At 39.1% G+C, this 23,021-nt stretch carries 25 protein-coding genes; all 25 read right to left on the bottom strand.

What is annotated here, in order from left to right; all coding sequences use genetic code 11:
- Positions 1-153: 153 nt before the first annotated feature.
- Positions 154-1,113 (bottom strand): PhoH family protein, encoded by a 960-nt coding sequence (locus TY13_RS16305; RefSeq protein ID WP_042478237.1) that lies wholly within the window; start codon positions 1,111-1,113, stop codon positions 154-156.
- An 11-nt stretch (positions 1,114-1,124) separates the two neighbouring features.
- Positions 1,125-2,222 (bottom strand): sporulation protein YqfD, encoded by a 1,098-nt coding sequence (locus tag TY13_RS16300; protein WP_042478235.1) that lies wholly within the window; start codon positions 2,220-2,222, stop codon positions 1,125-1,127.
- Entirely contained in the window at positions 2,215-2,448 is a 234-nt protein-coding gene (locus TY13_RS20760; RefSeq protein WP_042478233.1) for a hypothetical protein, read from the bottom strand. Before TY13_RS20760 ends, TY13_RS16300 begins: the two co-directional genes overlap by 8 nt.
- A 57-nt stretch (positions 2,449-2,505) precedes the next feature.
- Complete coding sequence (locus TY13_RS16290; RefSeq protein ID WP_042478232.1) at positions 2,506-2,988, bottom strand: hypothetical protein; 483 nt, start codon at positions 2,986-2,988, stop codon at positions 2,506-2,508.
- Between the two features lie 32 nt (positions 2,989-3,020).
- Positions 3,021-4,013: a flotillin-like protein FloA gene (gene floA, locus TY13_RS16285; protein WP_042478230.1), complete on the bottom strand. Its 993-nt coding sequence runs from the start codon at positions 4,011-4,013 to the stop codon at positions 3,021-3,023.
- 4 nt (positions 4,014-4,017) lie between these two features.
- Positions 4,018-5,343, bottom strand: coding sequence for an NfeD family protein (locus tag TY13_RS16280; RefSeq protein WP_042478228.1), 1,326 nt, complete (start codon positions 5,341-5,343; stop codon positions 4,018-4,020).
- Between the two features lie 174 nt (positions 5,344-5,517).
- On the bottom strand, positions 5,518-6,462 hold the full coding sequence (mdh, locus tag TY13_RS16275; protein WP_042478227.1) for a malate dehydrogenase: 945 nt from the start codon (positions 6,460-6,462) through the stop codon (positions 5,518-5,520).
- Complete coding sequence (locus TY13_RS16270; protein WP_042478225.1) at positions 6,462-6,815, bottom strand: BMC domain-containing protein; 354 nt, start codon at positions 6,813-6,815, stop codon at positions 6,462-6,464. The genes mdh and TY13_RS16270 overlap by 1 nt, the downstream gene beginning before the upstream one ends.
- Positions 6,812-7,093, bottom strand: a complete 282-nt coding sequence (locus TY13_RS16265) for a EutN/CcmL family microcompartment protein (protein ID WP_042478223.1) — start codon at positions 7,091-7,093, stop codon at positions 6,812-6,814. Before TY13_RS16265 ends, TY13_RS16270 begins: the two co-directional genes overlap by 4 nt.
- A 34-nt stretch (positions 7,094-7,127) precedes the next feature.
- On the bottom strand, positions 7,128-8,006 hold the full coding sequence (locus TY13_RS16260) for a phosphate propanoyltransferase (RefSeq protein WP_042478222.1): 879 nt from the start codon (positions 8,004-8,006) through the stop codon (positions 7,128-7,130).
- 12 nt (positions 8,007-8,018) lie between these two features.
- The gene (pduL, locus tag TY13_RS16255; protein ID WP_154661625.1) at positions 8,019-8,609 is read right to left on the bottom strand and encodes a phosphate propanoyltransferase; all 591 of its coding nucleotides are present in this window, start codon (positions 8,607-8,609) and stop codon (positions 8,019-8,021) included.
- A gap of 95 nt (positions 8,610-8,704) precedes the next feature.
- The gene (locus TY13_RS16250; RefSeq protein WP_042478217.1) at positions 8,705-8,992 is read right to left on the bottom strand and encodes a BMC domain-containing protein; all 288 of its coding nucleotides are present in this window, start codon (positions 8,990-8,992) and stop codon (positions 8,705-8,707) included.
- A 15-nt stretch (positions 8,993-9,007) separates the two neighbouring features.
- On the bottom strand, positions 9,008-10,501 hold the full coding sequence (locus TY13_RS16245; RefSeq protein WP_052344369.1) for an aldehyde dehydrogenase family protein: 1,494 nt from the start codon (positions 10,499-10,501) through the stop codon (positions 9,008-9,010).
- A 16-nt stretch (positions 10,502-10,517) separates the two neighbouring features.
- Positions 10,518-11,168, bottom strand: coding sequence for an ethanolamine utilization microcompartment protein EutL (gene eutL, locus TY13_RS16240; protein ID WP_042478215.1), 651 nt, complete (start codon positions 11,166-11,168; stop codon positions 10,518-10,520).
- Positions 11,169-11,180: 12 nt separating this feature from the next.
- Positions 11,181-12,149 carry an ethanolamine ammonia-lyase subunit EutC gene (gene eutC, locus TY13_RS16235; protein WP_042478213.1) on the bottom strand — a complete coding sequence of 323 codons (969 nt, stop codon included), beginning with the start codon at positions 12,147-12,149 and terminating at the stop codon, positions 11,181-11,183.
- 9 nt (positions 12,150-12,158) lie between these two features.
- Entirely contained in the window at positions 12,159-13,526 is a 1,368-nt protein-coding gene (locus TY13_RS16230; protein ID WP_042478211.1) for an ethanolamine ammonia-lyase subunit EutB, read from the bottom strand.
- Positions 13,527-13,532: 6 nt separating this feature from the next.
- The gene (locus TY13_RS16225) at positions 13,533-14,957 is read right to left on the bottom strand and encodes an ethanolamine ammonia-lyase reactivating factor EutA (RefSeq protein ID WP_081797027.1); all 1,425 of its coding nucleotides are present in this window, start codon (positions 14,955-14,957) and stop codon (positions 13,533-13,535) included.
- 17 nt (positions 14,958-14,974) lie between these two features.
- Positions 14,975-15,475: a EutP/PduV family microcompartment system protein gene (locus TY13_RS16220; RefSeq protein ID WP_042478207.1), complete on the bottom strand. Its 501-nt coding sequence runs from the start codon at positions 15,473-15,475 to the stop codon at positions 14,975-14,977.
- Positions 15,476-15,485: 10 nt separating this feature from the next.
- On the bottom strand, positions 15,486-15,827 hold the full coding sequence (gene eutS, locus TY13_RS16215; RefSeq protein ID WP_042478205.1) for an ethanolamine utilization microcompartment protein EutS: 342 nt from the start codon (positions 15,825-15,827) through the stop codon (positions 15,486-15,488).
- Positions 15,828-15,938: 111 nt separating this feature from the next.
- A complete protein-coding gene (gene eutH, locus TY13_RS16210) occupies positions 15,939-17,171 on the bottom strand; it encodes an ethanolamine utilization protein EutH (protein ID WP_042478203.1) in 1,233 nt (410 codons plus the stop codon).
- Between the two features lie 83 nt (positions 17,172-17,254).
- Entirely contained in the window at positions 17,255-17,830 is a 576-nt protein-coding gene (locus tag TY13_RS16205; protein ID WP_042478201.1) for an ANTAR domain-containing response regulator, read from the bottom strand.
- On the bottom strand, positions 17,823-19,247 hold the full coding sequence (locus tag TY13_RS16200; protein ID WP_042478199.1) for a sensor histidine kinase: 1,425 nt from the start codon (positions 19,245-19,247) through the stop codon (positions 17,823-17,825). Before TY13_RS16200 ends, TY13_RS16205 begins: the two co-directional genes overlap by 8 nt.
- Before the next feature lie 328 nt (positions 19,248-19,575).
- Positions 19,576-19,749 carry a 30S ribosomal protein S21 gene (gene rpsU / locus TY13_RS16195; RefSeq protein ID WP_004227078.1) on the bottom strand — a complete coding sequence of 58 codons (174 nt, stop codon included), beginning with the start codon at positions 19,747-19,749 and terminating at the stop codon, positions 19,576-19,578.
- Positions 19,750-19,859: 110 nt separating this feature from the next.
- The gene (deoC, locus tag TY13_RS16190; RefSeq protein ID WP_042478197.1) at positions 19,860-20,528 is read right to left on the bottom strand and encodes a deoxyribose-phosphate aldolase; all 669 of its coding nucleotides are present in this window, start codon (positions 20,526-20,528) and stop codon (positions 19,860-19,862) included.
- 110 nt (positions 20,529-20,638) lie between these two features.
- On the bottom strand, positions 20,639-22,894 hold the full coding sequence (locus TY13_RS16185; protein WP_042478195.1) for an ATP-binding cassette domain-containing protein: 2,256 nt from the start codon (positions 22,892-22,894) through the stop codon (positions 20,639-20,641).
- Between the last annotated feature and the right edge of the window lie 127 nt (positions 22,895-23,021).

Below are 23,021 nucleotides of genomic sequence, written 5' to 3'. Positions count from 1 at the left end.
AATTACGCCAACGCGTAATTAATTGAAAAAACTAGAAAGAGGCTACTAGTAAGTCAGAAGTATCTTTGACTTATTAGCAGCCCTTAGCAATTATATACTGTTAAGTTGCTTCAAAAACTGCGCGCGCAGCTTTCTAGCCACTAAAAAATTCAACTACAGCTCTTGATCTGAATATGCTTGGATTACCTTTGCTACTAGTGGGTGACGCACAACATCCCCTTGCTCAAGAATTTGGAAGTGGATATCCTTTACATATTTCAATGTGCGCTCCGCAATAATAAGACCCGACTCTGTGTTTTTTGGTAAATCAATTTGTGTTTTATCACCTGTTATAACCATTTTTGAGCCAAAGCCAAGGCGCGTTAAAAACATTTTCATTTGCTGATGTGTTGTATTTTGAGCCTCATCTAAAATAACGAAAGCATCATCTAACGTACGCCCACGCATATATGCTAATGGCGCAATTTCAATTGTACCACGCTCAATTAAACGCTGTGTTTGCTCTACTCCATAAATATCGTGCAGAGCATCATAAAGTGGTCTTAAATAAGGATCCACCTTCTCCTTTAAATCTCCTGGTAAAAAACCTAATGACTCACCAGCTTCAACAGCAGGTCTTGTTAAAATAATGCGCTTCACATGGCCGTTTTTTAAAGCTTGTGTTGCCATAACAACAGCCAAATATGTTTTCCCTGTACCAGCTGGACCGATTCCGAAAATCAAATCACGATGACGAATTGCGCGTATATATTCACGTTGCCCAATAGTTTTAGCGCGAATCGATTTGCCTTTTGCATTACGTGCAATTTCTTCTTCATAAAGCTCTGAAAAATATTCAATGGTACCTTTATTCGCCATTTCAATCGCTGTAGCCACATCACGTTGGTCCACATTGATTCCTTTACGAATCACTTGCAGCAGCGCATGTAACACGGATTTTGCTTGTTCCTTTCCAGCTTCCTCATTACCTGCAATTTGTACAACTTCTCCACGTGTAATAACTTGTACTTTAAAAGTTTCTTCAATTAATTTAATATTTGCATCCGACATGCCTAGTAACATAACTGCTTCATTCGGATTATCTAACTGTAATTGTGAAATATTTTCTGACATCCTGACGCTCCTTAATTAATAGGATAAGGTTTTGCAATATTTTCATTTATTAAATAGAGAACCTTCCCTTTTACTTTACCATCTTCAAATCGAATGTGTAAAAGGTTTTCTTTCTTAATAATACTCTTTGTTGGTAATGATTGTACCATTTTCTCATGTAGCAATGGCATAATACGTGATTCTATATGTTCCTCAGTTAATGTTTCTACTATTTTTTCTCTTGTCTCTACCTTTGCAATACGCACATAACGTGCTAACCACTTAGGCAATGAAATCGATTTTATTTCCGTCGGTAGCCCTTCGTCAGCAAATGTAATTTGCCATGCCTCTTCTGTTACAACTTCATATTGCACTTCTTGTGGAATTGTAAAATCACTTTCTAGCCAATAATCTGCGTAAACATCACCGACCGCTCCAATTAAAAGCTGCCTCTCTCCTACTGTCATTAACCCAGATACGAGCGTATCTCCCTTGTATACTGTTGTATTTGGCGTTACTTTGCGCTCCCCACTCTTAATATCAAAATGGGTAATGACGCCACTGTTGTTTGCAAGAAGGTGATAATAGCCATCTTTATTTTCCTTTACTTCATTTTTCGGTGCAAGTTGTGGGCGAATGGTCATTTTGCTACCAACCTTTGCAACATGTACCCATGAATATTCTCGAAAGTTTTGCATAATGAACTCTCGTACCTCTTGGTCTGTCGGCAAGCGTTTTTTTAAGATGGGAGCAGCAAATTCATTTTGCACTAAACGCTCAATTGCAACTGTTTGCTCTGGTGTATTTCCTTGTATGTCAATTTCCCATATCCAGTAATTACAAAATATCGGTATAATCCAAAGACAAAATAGGCATATAAATGTTATCAATTTTTTTGGAAGTAGCTCGTCTGTTGTTAAATAATGTAATTTTATTTTAACGCGGTATTTGCTGCGAGCTTTACGCAAGATTGCAATATGCTGACGTGCCAGCTCAAATTGCAGCGCCTCTTTCGTTGTACGCACTTGATAAATTGGTACGTGATGGCTATGTAAAAATTGTAGTAAGTCATTTGTTTTTTGATTTTTTTGTACCGATACTCGAACACGGCGATAATCGATATTATGCATGCTTTTCAATCTGTAGTGCATGTAATTTTTCACAAGAGATCGTAAAGCCATTCGTTGCTAAAACCGTTACAGTTAGTCGTTCTCCCATAATATGCACAACATAATCTTCTATCATACACGAGCAACTCGCATCGGATGCAGCTAATATGCGATAATTACCGTGCCATTTAAATAGCTGGAAATTTGTCATTTCAAATACGGCAGCCATCTGAAATAATTTTTTCATAAAAACAGCCTCCCTTTCTCGTACTATATGCATCAGAAAAAGGAGGCATGTATAAGTTTATCGTACTCGTTGCTGCTTCGCTTTTGGCGGACCTAAAATTTCAGCTGCAACAATCGCTTGAACGAGCGCTTTCTTTGTTGTTGGAGGTGTAAAAACAGCTGTTTCTCTCTCCTTCATTTGCGCTACACGCGTGGATTGTTCAATATTTGGACGCACTGAAGCTCGCACATCGACCGAATCAGGTACTTTCATTATTCGAGCACTCCGCTCAACTTTCTTTTCAAGTTGTGCTGGTTCAATTTGCTGAGCTGGTTCAATATTTCGTTCAACCTCAGCCTTTTTTTGTTCAAGCTGTCCAAATATTTCTTTTGCGAAATCCTCCAAGCTTCTTTCTGGGGTTGTCTTTGCTTGGCGAGGTGTTGAGCCTTGATTTGATTGCTTATTAAATGGTGGCATGCTTTTCGTGTTTTTGGGCTTCTCCTTTTTACTAAATAAAGAAGCAATGATTCCGATTATGATAAAACCAATTATAGACTCCACTTAAGCAACCTCCCTTCTAATCACGCAATGTATTATTTTTTCTGCGTATCGTCATTTGTTGACTTCGCAATTGAATCGCGCATCATCGTATCAGCTTGAATATTTTTATAGTTCATATAATCCATAATGCCAAGGTTGCCTGAGCGTAAAGCTTCCGCCATCGCTAACGGAATTTCTGCCTCCGCTTCAACTACTTTTGCTTTCATCTCTTGCACTTTTGCAACCATTTCTTGCTCAGTAGCAACAGCCATCGCACGACGTTCTTCTGCTTTTGCCTGTGCAATATTTTTATCAGCCTGTGCTTGCTCAATTTGTAATTCTGCACCGATGTTTTTGCCTACATCAACGTCTGCAATATCAATCGATAAGATTTCATATGCTGTACCTGAGTCTAGCCCTTTTGATAATACTGTTTGTGAAATTAGGTCTGGGTTTTCTAATACAACTGAATGCGATGCTGAAGAACCAATTGTCGAAACAATCCCCTCACCTACGCGGGCAATGATTGTGTCCTCACCAGCACCACCGACTAAGCGATCTAAGTTTGTACGTACTGTAATACGTGCCTTTGCCTTTACCTCAATCCCGTTGATTGCCACACCTGCGATAAATGGTGTTTCGATTACTTTTGGATTAACAGACATTTGTACGGCTTCCAAAACGTCACGACCTGCTAAATCAATCGCAGCTGCACGCTCAAATGTTAGTTCAATATTTGCACGGTGTGCTGCAATTAATGCGTTTACTACGCGGTCTACGTTACCACCTGCTAAATAATGGGACTCTAACTGATTAATCGTTACATCAATACCCGCTTTATGCGCCTTAATTAATGGATTTACAACACGTGATGGGATTACTCGGCGTAAACGCATCCCGATTAACGTGAAGATACTTACACGAACTCCTGCAGCTAATGCGCTAATCCACAACGTTACTGGAACGAATGTGAAAAAGATAGCTAAGAAGATAAAAATAGCTACGATAATAATCGTTAAACCAATTACTCCTGCTTCAACAAACATAATATTATTCCTCCGTTTCTTCTAATACCGCTCGCACAACAATGCGTGAGCCTTCTACTTTAATAACTTCTACATGCTTTTTGGCATCGATATAACTGCCATCTGACACCGCATCAATACGCTCTCCATCAATGGAAACAACACCTGCTGGTCTAAATGGTGTCACAGCTATCCCTTTTTTGCCAATAAGCTCAAGTCGATTGACATTAGAAACATAGCCTTCCTCTGTCGTCGTTGCATCTTTTAACACGAGCTTGTTAAACATATGCAATTTTTTGCCAAAGAATTTCATAAGTACCACCATTCCTATAACTGCGATTAACATCGCAATTAAAATTGAATACCCCATTTGGACAAAATCAGCACCTGCTAAGAGCAAGCTTAATAATATGAATACTGCACCTATTATACCAACAATGCCTCCGGGGACAAAAAACTCCACAATTATAAGAATTATACCAATAAATAGCAATAATATCGATTCATAACCTGCGAATCCTGCAATTAAATGCCCAAAGAAGAATAGGCCAAGTGCGGATAAGCCCATAATACCTGATACACCAAAGCCTGGCGAATAAAGCTCAATAACTAAGCCAAGGCTTGCAATCGATAATAAAATCGGTATAACAATTGGATTTGTGACAATGCGTGTAATTTGCTCTGCAATTGTCGGGTTGACATCAATGACTTTACTATCTGCTAAATTTTCCTTTGCCAACACTTCCTGCAAATCTGCCACAGTGCCATTGGAGTAGCCCACCTTCAATGCCTCAGCTGCTGACAATGTTAAATACTTGCCTTTTGGTGCTCGGTATTCACTCATATCGATCGTTGGGTCAGCCATCGCTTGCGCATATTCTGGGTCTCGACCTGTACTTTCTGCCGCTGACATCATTTGTGCAATCCAAGCGCTTTGCGCCTTCAGCTCCGCTGCATTACCAGCTCCATCGATAACCCCTGCTGAGCCGATTGTGGCATCAGGTGTCATATAAATCTTATCTGCATTTAGTGCGATAAATGCCCCTGCTGAATGCGCTTTCGTATTGATAAAAGCAATGACGCGTATCTCGGATTGCTTAATGATTTTCGCTATATCTTCTGCTGCATCTGTGAAGCCACCCGGTGTATGTATTTCAAGTACGATTGCTTCTGCATTATTATCCTTTGCATCTTGAAATGCACGTTGTAAAAAAGCTGCTAACCCTTTTTCCACATTTTTTTCAATCGGCACATGGTATACTTTGTTTTCGGCAAAAGCTTGTGAAGGAAATGCTAAGACGATTGACAACATAAACAACACTAACCAGCTAAGTATTCGCGTCCTTTTCATCACGTATCTCCTTTCTAAAAATTTGATTAACTGTTTATACGGTTCATATACATAAAAGTTTCAAAAAAATTATAAAAACTTTACTTTAATTTAAAGTATATCTTATTTTGCGCATTAAGCATAAAAAAATAGGCTATAGAGAATTCATCTGCTTTCTCTACAGCCCATATTACATTAAATATTTTTACAAATTTCAAGCACTTGCTCTACTGCTTGTGCTGAATGATGTAGCGCCTGCTTTTCTTCTGCAGTAAGCTGTAGCTCAATAATGGATTCAATACCATTGCCACCCAATATTGTCGGAACACCTAAAAATAAATCGTTGTAGCCATATTCCCCTTCTAATAGGGCAATTGATGGAATGATTTTGCGCTGGTCTTTCATAATAATTTCAACCATTTGTGCACAGGCAGCAGCCGGTGCATAATAAGCGCTACCATTTCCAAGTAGACCAACGATTTCCCCGCCACCTTTACGCGTGCGCTCAACGATTTGCTCTAATCGCTGTTGAGGGATTAACTTTTCAAGTGGGATACCACCTGCGTACGAATAGCGGATTAATGGAACCATCTCGTCTCCATGCCCACCTAATACGAAGCCTGATACATCCTCTGGCGCAATTTGTAGCTCCTCTGCAACAAAGGTATTGAAACGAGCAGTATCAAGGACTCCTGATTGTCCAATCACACGATTTTTAGGGAAGCCTGTTTCTTTATAGCAAACATAAGTCATTGCATCAACAGGATTGCTTAAGACAAGCACGATACTGTTTGGTGCATAGCGCTTAATTTGTGCAGACACCTGCTTAATAATATTCGCATTTGTCGCTACTAAATCGTCACGGCTCATGCCAGGCTTACGTGGAATACCAGCAGTAATTACAACAATACTCGCTCCTGCGATATCCTCATAATTGCTCGTTCCTTTAACAGATACATTAAACTTCTCAATTGGACCTGTTTGTAATAAATCAAGTGCCTTTCCTTTTGTAGGATTTTCGGCATCAGGAATATCTAATAGTACGACATCGCCCAATTCTTTTTGTGCTAAAAATAAACTTAATGTTGCACCTGTATGGCCTGCACCAATTACAGCAATTTTATGTTTTTGAAATGCCATTATGCTTCACCGCCACTTTCAGTAGAAGCTACTTCCGTCGCTTTCTTAGTGCGTGCTGGAGCTGGCTTTTTTTTCGGTGCCTCGGGTCCTTTGATCATTTGGAACACATCACCATCTGGTCGTGGAATAACGTGTGCAGATAATAATTCTCCAACACGCATTGCTGCTGCTTTACCCGCATCAACTGCTGCTTGCACAGAGCCAACATCGCCTTGCACAACGACTGTGACAATACCGCCATCTACAAATTCTTGCTTCACAATTGTTACATCTGAAGCCTTAATCATCGCATCTGCTGCTTCAATAGAGCCAACTAGCCCTTTTGTTTCAATCATACCGATTGCACTACTCATTTATCTTCACCCCGCATTACTTCTGTAGAATCTATAATTCCAATTACTACTGCATCAATTGGCAGTGGATTATCCTTCATAATATAGCGCGATGATCCTCCACTCGTAATAAGAACATCATCGCCTATGCCTGCACCAATGCGATCTGCAGCAACAAGCTCAGTTCGTATCGGTTGTTGATTGGAATCGATTGGTTGAACGATTAATAATTTTAATCCATTTAATCCTTCTTCCTTGCGTGTAGCCCAAACATTCCCAATGACTCTTCCCATCAGCATTTGCTCACCCTCTATTCTGCATTAGCTAAATCATTTATTCTTTATTAATTGTTAAAGTTTTATTTAACTCTCGAATTTTGTCATATGCCAATGCTGTTACAATCGTCTTTTTTGAAACGACGATTTCTTGCTCTGTAATTGCAGCTACTTGTACTTGTGAAAGTAGTTTTTTTGTATAGTGATAAACTGACTTTTGTTCGGGTAATTGCGTAGCAGTCTGAACAACTGGTTGTGCAGTCTGTACACTCGTTTGCTCAATTGATTGTGCTTGAACAATTTCAGCTAAAGTTCCTTGCTTTATTAAACCTGCATTCGCCTCATCTGTATCAATATGCATTTCCAAGCGGTAACGGTCTGATACACGAATAATAACATCTGACAGGATAATCGGTCTGATACCAGCAAGTTTTACTTGAACACTTTGTCCATCTTCAACTTGTAGGCGAGCACTGTCGGCTGGTGTCATATGAATATGAGCTTTTGCAACAATAAGCCCTTCCTTCAGCACCACACTTCCTTTTGGACCGATTAATGTAATAGGGCTTGAGCCTTTTACATCTCCAGAAATTCGCAGTGGCGGCGTTAAGCCAAGTTTAATTGCATCTGTAAAGCTGACCTCCACTTGAGATAAAGAGCGTGCTGGACCTAAAATTCGCACTCTTTCAATTGAGCCTTTTGGTCCAGCAATAACAACCGTTTCCTCTGCTGCAAACTGACCTGGCTGTGAAAGCTCAAATTTCGGTGTAAGCTGATAGTTTTCTCCAAATAGCTGCTCAACCTCTGACTGTGCTAGATGTACATGTCGCGCTGACACACCGACTGGAATTTTATTATCGTGCTGAAGGGAAGGCTGATTTTTCAACACTTGCTGTAGCACTTCTTCAACAATTTTTTGCACTAAATTTTCTTGCATCAAACCTCCTCCTTACTTCGTTGATTTAATAATTGTACCTTTTGCCTGTTGTTCGATGAAGCCTGCATTTGCCTCGTCTGTATCGATATGCATCTCTAAGCTAAAATCCTTTGATACACGAATCACAACACCACGCAATGTAACTGGACGCTCACTTTCAACCTCTACTGAGACCACTTCATTGTTTTCTACATTGAATTCTTTTGCGTCTTCTTCAGTCATATGAATATGAGCTTGTGCAATAATTGCACCTTGCTTTATCGTAATGGTTTTATCGCCATTGCTAATCTTAATGCTAGCTGAATTTTCAATATCGCCCGATTGTCTTAATGGGGGATTTAAGCCAAGCTTCACCGCATCTGTTCGACTAACTTCTACTTGCGTTGCGGGTCTTACTGGTCCTAGTATACGTACGTTATGAATGGCACCTTTTGGACCTTCAATGGATACGCGCTCCTTCGCTGCATATTGTCCAGGCTGTGAAAGGTCAAAATCTTTTGTTAACGCTGCATTTGGGCCGAAAAGTGCTTGTAAATCTTCTTCACTTACATGTATATGACGTGCCGAAACCGCAACTGGGATTGTTTTTGTCTCTGCGTTCAAGCGAGCCACCTCTATCTATAGTTATAATAAGACGCACAAATTTTGTATCACACGGTAAGTGATACAAAATTTGTGACGTTGTCTAGTTGAATTAATTATGCATCAAGCTTTGGTAAGATTAATTCTAATTCGTTATGTGGACGTGGGATTACGTGTACTGATAATAATTCACCTACGCGCTCTGCAGCAGCTGCACCAGCATCTGTAGCAGCCTTTACAGCACCTACATCACCGCGTACTAATACTGTTACGATTCCGCCACCAACATGTACTTTACCTACTAAATTAACGCTTGCCGCCTTTACCATTGCGTCAGCTGCTTCAATTGCACCTACAAGACCTTTTGTTTCTACCATTCCTAAAGCTGTACCTTCTCTGTTCATTTGTTATTCCTCCAATTATTTGTTTTGTAATGTAATTTGTTTTAATACTTGATCAACAATTTGTTGCACCATATCAGTATCTACTGCGCCAGCTTGTGCAACTTGCTTCTCAACAATTGCCTCTAACGGCTCATACTCTGGTTCTGGCACTGAAACATTTTTTGTACCATATGCCATACGCTTAATATTGATTAAATGTCTTGCCGTCACATTATCTGACGTAATATTGCCGCCAAATGTGCCGCATCCAAGCGTGAAGGATGGCGCTAAACCAGTCGTTCCTCCAACTGCTCCGATAGATGATAATGTATTAATGACAATACGTGATACTGGTAACTCAACTGCGAATTGCTCAGCTAATGCTGCATTTTCAGTATGAATCGAGCATGTATGCCCGCGTCCACCAATGTTTAGTAAATCAATCATCACTTGCTTCGCCGCCACACTGTCTTTTACTGTGTAAAGTGCAAAGATTGGCGATAATTTTTCAAGTGAGAACGGAATTTCTTTACCTACTTTTGTTTCTAAACCAATAAGCACCTTCGTACCAGCCGGCACTGAAATACCTACTAAGTCAGCTAAGCAGGCGGCCGATTTCCCAACAATTTTCGGGTTTACTTTACCTGGTACAGGGGAAATTAGCTTCTCCATTGTTAGCTTTTCTTCCTCAGTTAAAATATAGGCACCGTTTTTCTTCAACTCAGCAATTAACTTCTCAGAAACGGCTTCGTCCACAATAATCGATTGCTCTGTTGCACAAATTGTACCGTTATCAAATGATTTACTTTGTACTAAATGCTGTGCGGCCTTTGAGATATTAGCTGATTTTTCAACATATGCTGGCACATTCCCTGGACCAACGCCGTATGCTGGTTTACCAGAGCTATAGGCAGCCTTTACTAATGCACCACCACCTGTTGCTAAAATTAAATTAATTTGTGGATGCTTCAGTAATTGCTGTGTTGCGTCCATAGAAGCCATTGTTAAGCATTGTAATAAGCCTTCTGGTGCGCCTGCTTTTTCAGCAGCAATTCGACAAACATTTAAAGCTTCCTCTGTACATTTTACCGCATATGGGTGCGGGCTTAATACTAGAGCATTTCGTGTTTTTAAAGAAATCATTGCTTTAAAAATTGCAGTTGATGTAGGGTTTGTAGTTGGTACAATACCTGCGATAACACCAAATGGACTTGCAATTTCAGTCACTTTTGCTGCTCGGTCGTAGCCAACAATACCTACTGTTTTTAAATCTTTAATGTCTTCATAAAGGTCTCTTGAAGCCACTTCATTTTTTATTTTTTTATGGTTAGGAACGCCCATGCCTGTCTCTTTTACTGCCATTTTTGCAAGTCGATCCGCTTCTTTAAAAGCTGCATCTGCTACGGCTTTAACGATTTGGTCTACTTGCTGTTGCGAGAATTGCATATATGCTGCTTGTGCTTCGTTTGCTTTTTTAACAGCATCACGCATTTCCTGTATTGCTAATAAATCTTTATCTAATGTAGGCACTTGCGTCGCCTCCTTTCTAGCTTATTGGATTTCTTGCCAAGTTGGCGATTGCTTCTCTGAATGCATCCGCAGCTGCTTGACAGGATGATTGTGAGCCACTTAATAGCCCGCCTCCAAAGTTCGTTTCAGATGGAGGGCCATAGAATACTTTTAGCTCGACATCTGCTGCCTTTAAAGCTGCATCAAGCCCTACAACTGCTTCAAGAGGTGGAGCAATTAAGTAAGCAAGTGCTGTACCAACCTTAACCCCAGCCTGTTCAGCAAGATATGTGCCACAGCTTGCAACAGTATGTGCAAATAGTGCGTGACCTTCATTTTGAAGAATTGCTTCAAAATAAGTGTCGAACTCCACCTTTTGCTGAATTGCCTCTAGACCGCTTCGCACTTCATCAGGTGAGCTACCAGCAATAATGCCAATAACTTCCCCAGATAATGGGCCAGAAGCATGTGCTGCTCCTGCGTAAAAGCTTTTCGCGTAAACAACATCAACATCCGCTTTTTTTGTAGCTTCATCAAATGCCACGTAGCCCACATCATCAATTGTTAATGTAACTAGCCCTAAGCTATTATGATGTGGCTTTAATGACAGCTGTTCAGCAAGCTCATTATTCACGCGCGGAATAATTTGCATTGCCAAAATTTCAGCCATTATTTTTTGAGGATTCATGTTATTGCCCTCCTAGCTTTCTTTCTCCACAAGTGCAACACCGCTCGCCTTGTGTTGTAAAATTCTTTGTACGACTGTTCCTAAATAAGCGCCTGCCTCTAATGGTGGGATACCGCCTTTATGGATATTAGAAATTACCATACGCTCTGCTTCTACTGTGCCAATTCGTGGCTTGTAGCATAAATAAGCACTCATTGATTCAGCAGAAACAAGCCCTGGGCGCTCTCCAATTAAGTAAACAATTACTTCAGGCTGTAGGATTTCACCAATTTCGTCCATTAGTGCAACACGCCCTTTATCAATATAGAACGTTGTACCGATTTCGATATTCAGATTACTTAAGCTTTGCTGTAATGATAAATAAACATCCATAATGTTTTCTTCGATAGCGCTTGCGCTTAAGCCGTTAGAAATAATAATTTGCACTTGCGGATTGCTTTTACAATTCGCTTGAATAAATTCCTTTGATTCATCTGATAATCGACGCCCTAAATCTGGTCGTGTTATATATTCTTCTTTATCTGTTACTCTAGTAGTTACTGTTGCAACATTTAATTTTTGTAACAGCTCTTCAGATACTTCACCATAAACAGCATCAACTGCCGCTGCATGATCCAGTCGGAATTTTAACCATGTTTTTGTTTTAGGTCTTGTTCCAGCTCTGCCAACACCGATTCTTGCTGGTGTATTTTTACGTGCTGCTTGTACACTTTCTGAAGGGCTATCCACTTCAAATTGGAAGGGCTTTGCCTGAGTATTTGTATAAGCTGGCGCATCATAATTGATTGGCTCTCTTGACGGAGCATTGTTATACAGCTTTATTAAAGTGTTGGATCCGTCAGTTGGTGATGTTTCTGGCGTTTCAAGAATTTTCAATGTGCTATTGTTTTGTTGCACCTCAGCTACTTGTTGCGGCTCTGTATTGCCATTCATTTTTTCCATAACTAATTGCGTAATTTTGGCTACTAATTCTTCATTCAAGTGATCCACCTACCTTTCAAACAGCGATAAATCGCCTGCTCTCGAAGAAAGACGACCGTTTTCATAAATGCCCATTTTTTCTAGCCAAGCTAAATAGGCTGGTGCTGGTGTTTTTCCTAAAGTTTGCAGCAATGTCGCTACATCATGATAGCTCATAGATTGATAATTCAGCATGACATCGTCTCCCATTGGAGCAGCGATAATGAAGTTTACGCCAGCAGCAGTTAACAGCACACCTAAATCTTCGATATCATTTTGATCCGCTTTAATATGGTTCGTATAGCAAATATCTACCCCCATAGGAAGGCAGTGCATTTTACCCATAAAATGATCTTCAAGACCAGCGCGAATTACTTGCTTATTATTGTATAAATACTCTGGACCGATAAATCCTACAACGGTATTAACGATGTATGGATTAAAATGTCTTGCAAAGCCGTAGTTACGTGATTCAAGCGTTAGCTGGTCAACACCGTAATGCGCTTCCGCTGATAGCTCAGAGCCTTGCCCTGTTTCAAAGTAAAATAAATTTGGACCAGTGCCTGTGCCCTGTTTTTTAATTAACTCTTCAGCTTCACGGATTAAATCAGCCGAAATACCGAATGAACGGTTCGCAATTTCAGTTCCTGCGATACTTTGGAAAATCATATCTGCTGGCGCACCTTGCTGAATTGCCTTCATTTGTGTCGTAATATGTGCTAGTACACAGTTTTGCGTTGGAATATTCCATTCATTAATAAAGTTTTTAGTTGCATGTAACACCCTTTTCACGCTTTCAACTGAATCATCTACTGGATTGATCCCGATAACTGCATCACCAATTCCATAAGACAAGCCTTCTTTTAATGAAGCGATAATCCCATCAATATTATCGGTTGGATGGTTCGGCTGTAGTCGTGAAGATAATGTTCCTTTTTGTCCGATTGTAATATTACATGTTGATAAAACTTCAACTTTATTCGCTGCATGCACAAGATCTAAATTTGACATTAGCTTTGTGACAGCTGCGATAATTTCGGAGTTCATACCTTTGCTAAGTCGCTTAAGCTCTCGGTCACCTGTACTATTTGACAAAATGTATTCACGTAGTTCTTCGATACTCCAATTTTTAATTTCTCCGTAAATTTGTTCGTTGACATCTTGCTCGATGATGCGAGATACTTCATCATCTTCTGGAATAAGTGGGTTTTCGCGAATATCCTTTACTAATAATTCGCTTAATACAGCCTTTGCTGCAATGCGCTCCTGCACTGTTTCAGCAGCAATTCCTGCAAGGCGATCGCCTGATTTTTCTTCATTCGCTTTCGCCATGACATCTTTAAGCGATTTAAAATTATATTTTTCTCCACCCAATATAACTGATAAATTCACGTTCATCCTCCTTTACTGTGAGTGGAATGCAAGTGTTTTTACAACAACGGGTACTACTCCGGACGGAAGTACTTCCCCTATGTCGATATAATCACCTGTTTCTACCTTAATTTGATCAATGCAAATAATTTGAATTTCATTGTTGATGGATTGAATTGTTTGCCCAATTACCTTGGCATAATCCGATTGAATAATTAATATAATCGGTATGTTACTTCTACTATTCAAGGTGAACTGCTGCAAAATAACTTGGCATAGCTCATGTACATCTTGAAAGCTTAAGTATGGTAGCTGACTAAAATACAGAGCAAAGGGTACAGGATTTTCTTGCACTGAAAATAATGTGTTGGCCTGTGCAACTGCATTTGCAACAATGCGATGAACATCTGCCATTGAAGCATTCATATTGCATTGAAAAACAGGAACATTTTTCAACGGTAAAGCTTGTGCGTCTACTTGAATTGTTGCACCGCTAATATCGGTTGTTTGTGTACCGGCTCCTGTAACAGTAGCTCGCGCAGTTTCTTCTGGTTTTATCCATAAAAACGATTGTAGCGCATCATGCTGTTGCAGTGCTTTCGCCAGCCTTTCACCGATATCATCATATTGGCGCATTGAGCAGTTGTCCTCGTAAATACAAGCTGCTACACCACCAGAGAAAACGACAGCGTCTACTTGCTTAAACCAATTCGGCAAGTGCCCTAATAGTAATGGGTGATACTCATCCTGTAATTGACCGCTCAGTACATTCGCAAGCAGCGTCACCATTTCCTCTATACATTTTGCAATGCGTGGGTCATTAGCCGCATCACCAATTTTTAAAGGGTTGTCCCAGCGTTGCATTAAGCGTTCCAGTGGTGGTGATATGGAGTGGATGACACCGTTTTGGAACTCAATTAATCGTCCACCAATATGCAGCGTACAAGTGCCTATTATTTCGCCAAATTGCACGACTGCAATATTTGCTGTGCCTCCTCCAATATCGATATTGGCTATTACTTTCCCCGTTTGCTTTGATTGCTGGACAGTGCCAGAGCCCTTTGCAGCAATAATGCCTTCTAAATCAGGTCCAGCAGTAGCTACTAGGAAATTCCCTGCGCTGTTTGAAATAGTATGTACTACTTCGCTTGCATTGTGCTTTGTCGCAGATTCACCTGTAATAATAATTGCGCCAGTAGAAATGTTTTCTGGCAAAATATTTGCTAATTGATATTGTTCAAAAATAAATTGCTCAATCTTTTCCATATCAATAACATCTTTGCTTTTAAAGGGTGTTTTAATAATTGGACTTTGATGTACTAATTTTTTCTCAATAATTTCAATACGTGGTACATGGGTTAAGCCTGCTACGTTGCGTAATAAGAAGCGGCTAACAACCATTTTTGTTGTACTCGTACCAATATCGATTCCTGCACTCAAAATTTCTTCAGTTGTCAATGCACCCTTCCCTCCATTCATGGCTCGCAATATTCGAGATAAGGACTTGCACTTTCTAAAACAAATTGTTTAATTGCGGCTATATCGTTTAATTCAATGAGCGGTGCTATGAATTCCGTCCCACGTTTTTCAAGCGCTGATGTTTTCACAATAGGCCCACGCATCATCACATTTTTTAATAAGCTTGCTGCTCGTTCAACATCAGCCTGTGGATGGTCAATTTTTGTAATGACACCAATTTGTATTTTAGGAATACCTAAGCTAAATTGGGGTGGAAATACACTTCTGGCAGATGTCGCATCCTGTAAATAGATGACATGCGTTACTTCCAACGATGTTGCCATAATGTTTCTGTAATACATCGGGTTTTCAATATATTCCCCTGGCGTATCTACAATCCAATCCTCATAGACGAGCGCTTGTGTTTTATTTGCTGAGCTGTTCTTACCTAATAAAGCATTCATCAACGTCGATTTTCCAGCCTGAACGCCACCTATGATCATTACGCGATTTTTCATATTGGCACTCCTATGATTTCGTTATTTGTGATGGTGTGTAGCCTAATTTTTCAGATAAAAATCGATTGATTTCAATCATCGCCATTTCAACTTCTGACACGCTTCCAACAATGACAAGACTACCTGTAAAACGATCTAGGAAACCTAGACGTACATTCGCAGATTTCGTTGCCAAATCTCCTGCAATAATAACTGTTTCACTTGGTGTACAAGTCATAATCCCCAAAGCTCCAGCTTCCTGTATGCCCAGTTTTTGAAACATATCAGGATCTGGGTTCGCAATTAAATGACTTAATGTTAACTGTTTTCCAGGAACAAATTCCTGTATAAATCGTTTTTTCTCCTCGCTCACACCATTCACTCCTAACTATTTTTACATTTAGTCAATCACGGCTTAAGCATGATAACTACCTGATTTTATGTGAGTTTAATTTCCCAACCAAGAGTTAGGGAAACTATCAAATTAAGATAAGTATTCTTTTTCTTTAATGATACCAGCTTTACGGTCTTCCTGCTCTAATCTTAAAGCAGTTGGTACTGATAGTTTGTATGCTAGGAAAATAGCGATAATACCAGCTAATAGCTTACCAACGATTACTGGTAAAATAATTGTCGGTTGGAAGTTCGCCGTAAACGATAAATGGTCACCTAATAAGAAGGCTGCACAAACGCCAAATGCGATATTGATTACTTTATCTTTTGGTGGCATATCACGCACAAGTGTAAACATCGCTAAAATATTGGCTACTGTCGCTAAAAGACCTGCGCTTCCTGCTGATGATAAACCTAATTTCCCACCAACCAACTCTAGAGGCTTTGCTGCATACTTACGAATCAAATATACCATCGGGAAGGCACCGGCTAACATAATACCGATATAACCAGCTGTTTCTAATGCTCGGAATTGGTCAGCTTCATCCGCCATAATTGGGTCAAAGCCCCATGCGCCAAAAATTGTTGAGAAAAGACCCGTGAAAATTTCGACAATTGAGAATACAAGAACTAATTTAATACCTGCATCCATGATGCGTCCGAATAACATAAATCCTGTAATCATCGCATTCGGTACAAGCTTTAAGCCTAACGCAATTAAAATAACAAAAATAAATAGCGGTAATAGATTAATTAAAATTTGTAAAACAGAAATTGCAAAGACATATGCAGGCGCCTCTGTCGTACTAATAACTTCACGAACTTCCGTATTAAATGTCACAATCATAATTGAAGAAATAAATGCACCAATCGGAATTGTTAAAACCCCAGCCATGATACCTAATGCCATATATTTATGATCGCGTTTGTCTAACATGGCAAGTCCCATTGGAATAGAGAACACGATTGTTGCTCCTGACATAAAGCCGACAACTAATGCCATTACCCAACCTTCATATGATGTTTTTAATGCATTTGCTAACTGATAACCACCCATATCAGAGGCTAAGATTGTCGTTGCAGCAATTGCTGGGTCCGCACCAATCATTTCAAATATCGGGCTAATAAAATTACTAATAAACCAAGTTAAATATGGAATGGATGCCATAATACCTGCTGCAGGCACGAAAATATGACCTACTGTATGTATACCATTCATGAACTCTTTCCCTATCCCATACTCAGCATCTCGGATTGCACCGATTGCTCCTAAAACTGCACAAATCATAATAATATAAACGATAACCGTTCCTATCATTTCCATAGACTTATACACCCCTTTATTATTTTATCTATATAAAAAAGGCGCATTAAAGAAAATACTTTTCTTTAAGCGCCTTTGCTTAGCTATTTACTTGTTGGGTACCCGATAATTTGCTGTGCGATATGCACCATTTCCTGCTGCGTCCGCATGCTCTCATCTCTAATTTTTTTGTAAGCCTCTTCTTCGCTAATATTTTCTAGCTGCATGAGCAACCCCTTTGCTCGCTCAATGACTTTACGTTTTTCCATTTGATTTTGGACTTGTTGCAGTTTGCCATTTAAACGGTCAAATTTCTCAATTTGATGAAAAGCGACTTCCAACGCTGGTAGTACATTTTTCTCTGAGAAAGGCTTCATTACATAGCCAAGTACATTATCCTGCTTCATGTATGATAACAACTCTTTTTCGCTATAAGCCGAGATAAAAAGAATAGGTATACCAAACTGCTGCTCAATAATTTTACTAGCTTTTAAACCGTCTAGTTTAGGCATTTTAATATCCATTAATATTAACTGCGGCTTATGGAGATATGCTAATTCAATAGCGGTTTCTCCATTTTTAGCATGCGCTACAACTTCGTAGCCATTATCTTCTAAAATAAACTGCAAATCAATTGCAATAAGCGATTCATCTTCAACAATCATTACTTTCCTAGTCATTTAGAACAAATACCTCCTCACATACAGGGAACTGAACTTGAGTATGTGTACCTCTATCGCTAGGGATAATCGTAAAAGTACCCGCTAGGTCGTATTCAACTAGCCGCGTAACAATCTCCATACCTAATGATGGCTTCGCTTCATGCATTCCAACGCCGTTGTCGGAAATATGGAGCGAAATGACCGAATCATTTTGGTAAAATTGAATATTAATTAAACCTTCTTGACGACCTATAAAAGCATATTTCAATGCGTTCTGCAATAATTCACAAATAATGAGTGCAAGCGATACTGCTTTTTTAGAATGACAAAACAGCTGTAAATTATTATGATGAACCTTTAATTGAACATTAGCTGTATTTGCTGTATCAATCATTTTGTCACCAATTTTTTTTGCTAGTGCGATAACATCTACCTTTTCTTCTGCGTTATCCTCATTTTCTAGTATAAGCTCATATACCGAGGAAATGCTATAGATTCGATTTAATGCTTCTTGAAAGGCTGCCGTGTGCGAAGCTGATATAGCATTTCGCATTTGCAGACGAAGTAAGCTTGTTACCGTTTGCAAATTGTTTTTCACACGATGATGAATTTCTCGAATAGCGAAGGTTTTCATCAGTAGCTCATTTTCTTTCAATTTAAGCTCTGTTAAATCGTGAATGATAAGCAATGTCACCTTTTCACTTTGATTGCGAATCGGAATTTTTTTAACTATAAATGATTTCCCATCAATCGTAATTTCTAAGAAAAAGACATCGTCGTCTTTATCATAGACTTCCTGTAAAAATGGGAAAACCTCATTTAATGCAATATTGTCAAAAGAATCACGCCCTGATAATTCTGATATAAAACGATAACCAGCAGGGTTTGTATAAATCACTTTATTTTCATGATTCGTTAAAATAATAGACTCTACTAGCAAATCAGAAACGACAGGAACTGGTTGGAAATCAGGCTTTACAATATGCTCAATCAATGCAAATGGCATTTGTTGAACCACTTCATTGTTCTGCTCTTTCGCTTCCATCCGCTTTTCCTTAATCAATACTGCAATCACTTGCTCATTATCATTAAAAATAGGTATAACGTTTTGCTCTACCGTAATCCCTTCCTGTGTAATTGCTCTTGAAACAGACGCCTTTTTCCCTTTTCTAAAAGCAGAAAATACGGCTGGTTCGAAGCTTTCAAAAACAATTTTGCCAATTACGGATTGCTCATATAAATTATTTTGTTTTTTAGGAAATGCTTCTGCTACTACGATAGCATGAGATTGTTTCTCAACCATACAATCAATAAACATATAGCATTCTGCCAATTCAGCATAATATGCCAGTGTAGTTTCTATTTGCTGGAGCTTTGCAATATCTGCCTTTGGTAGGTTTGTATATTTTCTGCAAAGCTTTTCTAGTTTTGACAGGCCAAAAACCCCCTGTTACAAAATACACAAAATTGTGCTGAATTTTTGTCATTATTATAACCATAATACTATACATTTTTCAATAATAATTTAATTTTTCCCGAACAAAAATTATGTATTTTCAAGAATATTATAGAATTAAACAACTATAAAATATATTTTTTTATCTTGATATAGTAGACGTTTTTTTACATAAAAGCGTGATTTTAGGCTCAAAAAAGGCAAAACGCCCCAATTTTTACAATGTAAAAATTGGGGCGTATCATTGTTGTCTGCTCAGTGAATCATAAAATTGCGTGTTTTGAACGTAGGGATTTTAGGAAAAAAATTACCACTTACGTTTACGTGCAGCTTCTGATTTCTTTTTACGTTTTACGCTAGGTTTTTCGTAGAACTCGCGCTTTCTAACTTCTTGAATTGTACCACTTTTTGATACAGTACGTTTGAAGCGGCGAAGAGCATCTTCAAGCGATTCGTTTTTTCGAACGACAGTTTTTGACATCTCTCTTTCCCTCCCTCCGAACACACGTCAATACAACACCAATATTTAATCGGTGTGTACTAAAAAATTATAACGCAACATTAGCAGCCAGTCAACAAAAACTATTATATTTAGTAATTAGAATTAGAAGATAAGCCATTCATAATTGCTACACCAGAACTCGCCCCAATACGAGTTGCTCCGTACTCAATCATTTGTTTCATATCTTCTAAGCTACGAACGCCTCCAGAAGCTTTTACACCTAAATCTGGTCCAACCGTTTTGCGCATTAATGCGATATCTTCAGCCGTTGCGCCACCTGTGCTAAAGCCTGTTGATGTTTTTACAAAATCCGCACCTGCTTCAACAGACAATTGGCAAGCTTTCACTTTCTCTTCGTCTGTTAGTAGGCATGTTTCAATAATCACTTTAACAAGCGTGCCGTTCGCAGCCTCTACAACCGCTTTAATATCATCGCGCACAAGCTCATATTCGCCATTTTTCAGTGCACCAATATTAATCACCATATCAATTTCACCAGCACCGTTGGCAATTGCATCCTTCGTTTCAAAAGCTTTTACTGCTGAAGTTGTTGCACCTAATGGAAAGCCAATTACTGTACATACTTTTACATCCGTTCCTGCTAAAAGCTCTGCACTATACTTAACCCATGTTGGATTTACACAAACTGAAGCAAAATCATATTGCTTTGCTTCTGCACAAATCGTTGCAATTTGCTCACGCGTAGCATCTGCCTTTAATAAAGTATGGTCAATCATTTTTGCATAATTTTGAGTCATCATGATAGCTCCTTTAAAATATATGTTGTACGTACAACTATATCATAGTTTGCACATAAAAGAGCAATTTTATATAAAAAAGTGAGGATTTCTTCCTCACTTTTCTATCTTTATTTAATCTCTTCAGTTAAATGCTTTGCCGTAATTGAACGTTCGCAATTTGCAATACCTTCTGGTGGCCCTTCGTATAAAATTTCTCCACCCCCGATTCCACCTTCTGGACCTATATCAATTATCCAGTCGCTTTGGCGAATGACATCCAAATTATGTTCAATAACAATCACTGTATTGCCTTTGTCTACAAGTTTGTTCATAATATCTAAAATCGTTGCTACATCTGACATATGTAAGCCTGTTGTTGGCTCATCTAAAATGTATAGATTGCCCTTTGTAGACATTTCCTTTGCCAGCTTCAAGCGTTGACATTCCCCACCAGATAACGTGTTTAATGGTTGTCCCAAAGTTAAATAAGATAAACCAACTGTATTTAAACTTGTTAATTTACGCTTAATATCTTTGGCCTCGAAAAATTCCACTGCTTCTGCCACTGTCATATCCATTACATCAACAATATTTTTGTCTTTATACGTATATTGCAGTACTTCTTGCTTGTAGCGAGTACCATTACATTCGGAGCAAATTACTTCAGCTTTATCCATAAACGATAAATTTAATTCAAGCGTTCCTGTACCACCACAGCTTTCGCAGCCACCTGTTGAATTATAGCTAAATAAACCTGCCTCAGCGCCTGTTGCATCCGAAAAGGCTTTACGAATTGAATTCATAACACCTGTGTAAGTAACTGGATTGGAGCGACTATTAGCATGTACAGGGCTTTGATCAATGCGGATAGCTTCAGGATACTTTTTAGCAAATACTTCATGCACTAGCGTACTTTTTCCTGAACCAGCTACCCCTGTCACAGCAGTTAATACACCTATCGGCACGCGCAAGCTGACATTTTTTAAATTGTGTAATGTGCTTTTTTCGCTTTCTAAAAACTCTGATACTGGACGTGGGTCTGCCTTTATTGTTGCTTTCGTTTTTAAATACTGTCCCGTTAATGTTTCGGATTTTAAAAGTTCCTCATAGCTGCCACTGAACATAATTTGCCCACCATGCGAACCAGCGGCAGGACCAACATCAATAACATGGTCGGCAATTTGAATCACGTCAGGGTCATGCTCTACTACTAAAACTGTATTGCCTTTATCTCGCAATTTAACAAGCAAATCATTTAAACGATAAACATCATGAGGATGCAAACCTGTGCTCGGTTCATCAAATATATAAATTAAACCAGTTAAGTTGCTGGATAAATATTTAACCATTTTGACACGCTGTGACTCACCGCCTGATAGAGTCGGCATTTCTCGCGTTAGCGTCATATAGCCAAGACCAATATCACATAAACTTTGCAATCTTTCTGTAATACCCTCTACTAATTCTTTCGCTAAGGGCTCTTCAATTTCTTGCAAAGTAGCCGTTAACTCATCTAGCTGCATCGCGGTCATATCATAAATGGAGCAACCTAAAATTTTTGAAGAAAGCACTTTTTCGTTATAGCGCTTACCATCACAAGTAGGGCAGCTACGCATCGTCGTAAATTGCTCTAGCTTACTTGCAGCCGCTTTTGTCGTATCCTTGTCTGTCTTGACATTTTGACGCATAAATTTCACAGCAATACCTTCATATGTCGCATTCATTTCGCTGTTTTGATACGTCACGACAACTTTTTGCGGCTCCGCATACATTAATTGGTGTAATTCTTCTTTTGTATAATCTTTAATTTTTTTATCATTATCAAAAAAGCCCGATTCAGCATATGCCTTCCATTGCCACGTTCCTGGTCCAAAGCCTGGCAGCAAAATAGCTCCTTCATTTAACGATTTTTCTTTATCTAATGTTGTATCGATATTCAAAGTAATAATTTTTCCAATGCCTTCACATTGCAAACACATTCCGCTCGGATCATTAAAGGAATAAGCATTTCCATAGCCGATACTTGGCGTAGCAAAGCGTGAAAATAACAATCTCAACAGCGAATTAATATCTGTAGCCGTACCTAATGTCGAACGTGCATTACCGCCAAAGCGCTTTTGATCCACAACAATTGCTGTCGATAAATTATGAATCGCATCCGCTTCTGGTCGACGATATCTCGGTAAAAATGTTCGCACAAAGCTACTATAAGTTTCATTCAATTGACGACCAGCCTCTTGGGCAATTGTATCAAAGACAATTGATGATTTCCCTGAACCAGAAACCCCTGTAAAAACAGTAATTTTCCCTTTCGGAATTTGTAGGCTCACATTTTTCAAATTGTTTTCTCGTGCATTGACAATTTCAATATACGTTTGCTCCATGGAAGTTCCTCCTTTAAATTTGATGCTTTCTAACTTTAGCGTATGTTCGAGAAGAAGGCAAGCCGCGACATGCAAGAAAAAAACCTGCGTATATTTAGGGCTGATTACGGAATATATCAGCGGCTTT

This window comes from Bacillus ndiopicus (assembly GCF_000612805.1).
Lineage (GTDB): Bacteria > Bacillota > Bacilli > Bacillales_A > Planococcaceae > Metasolibacillus > Metasolibacillus ndiopicus.
Note: the sequence above shows the minus strand (reverse complement) of the source record. Positions and strands in the feature narration are given on the sequence as shown.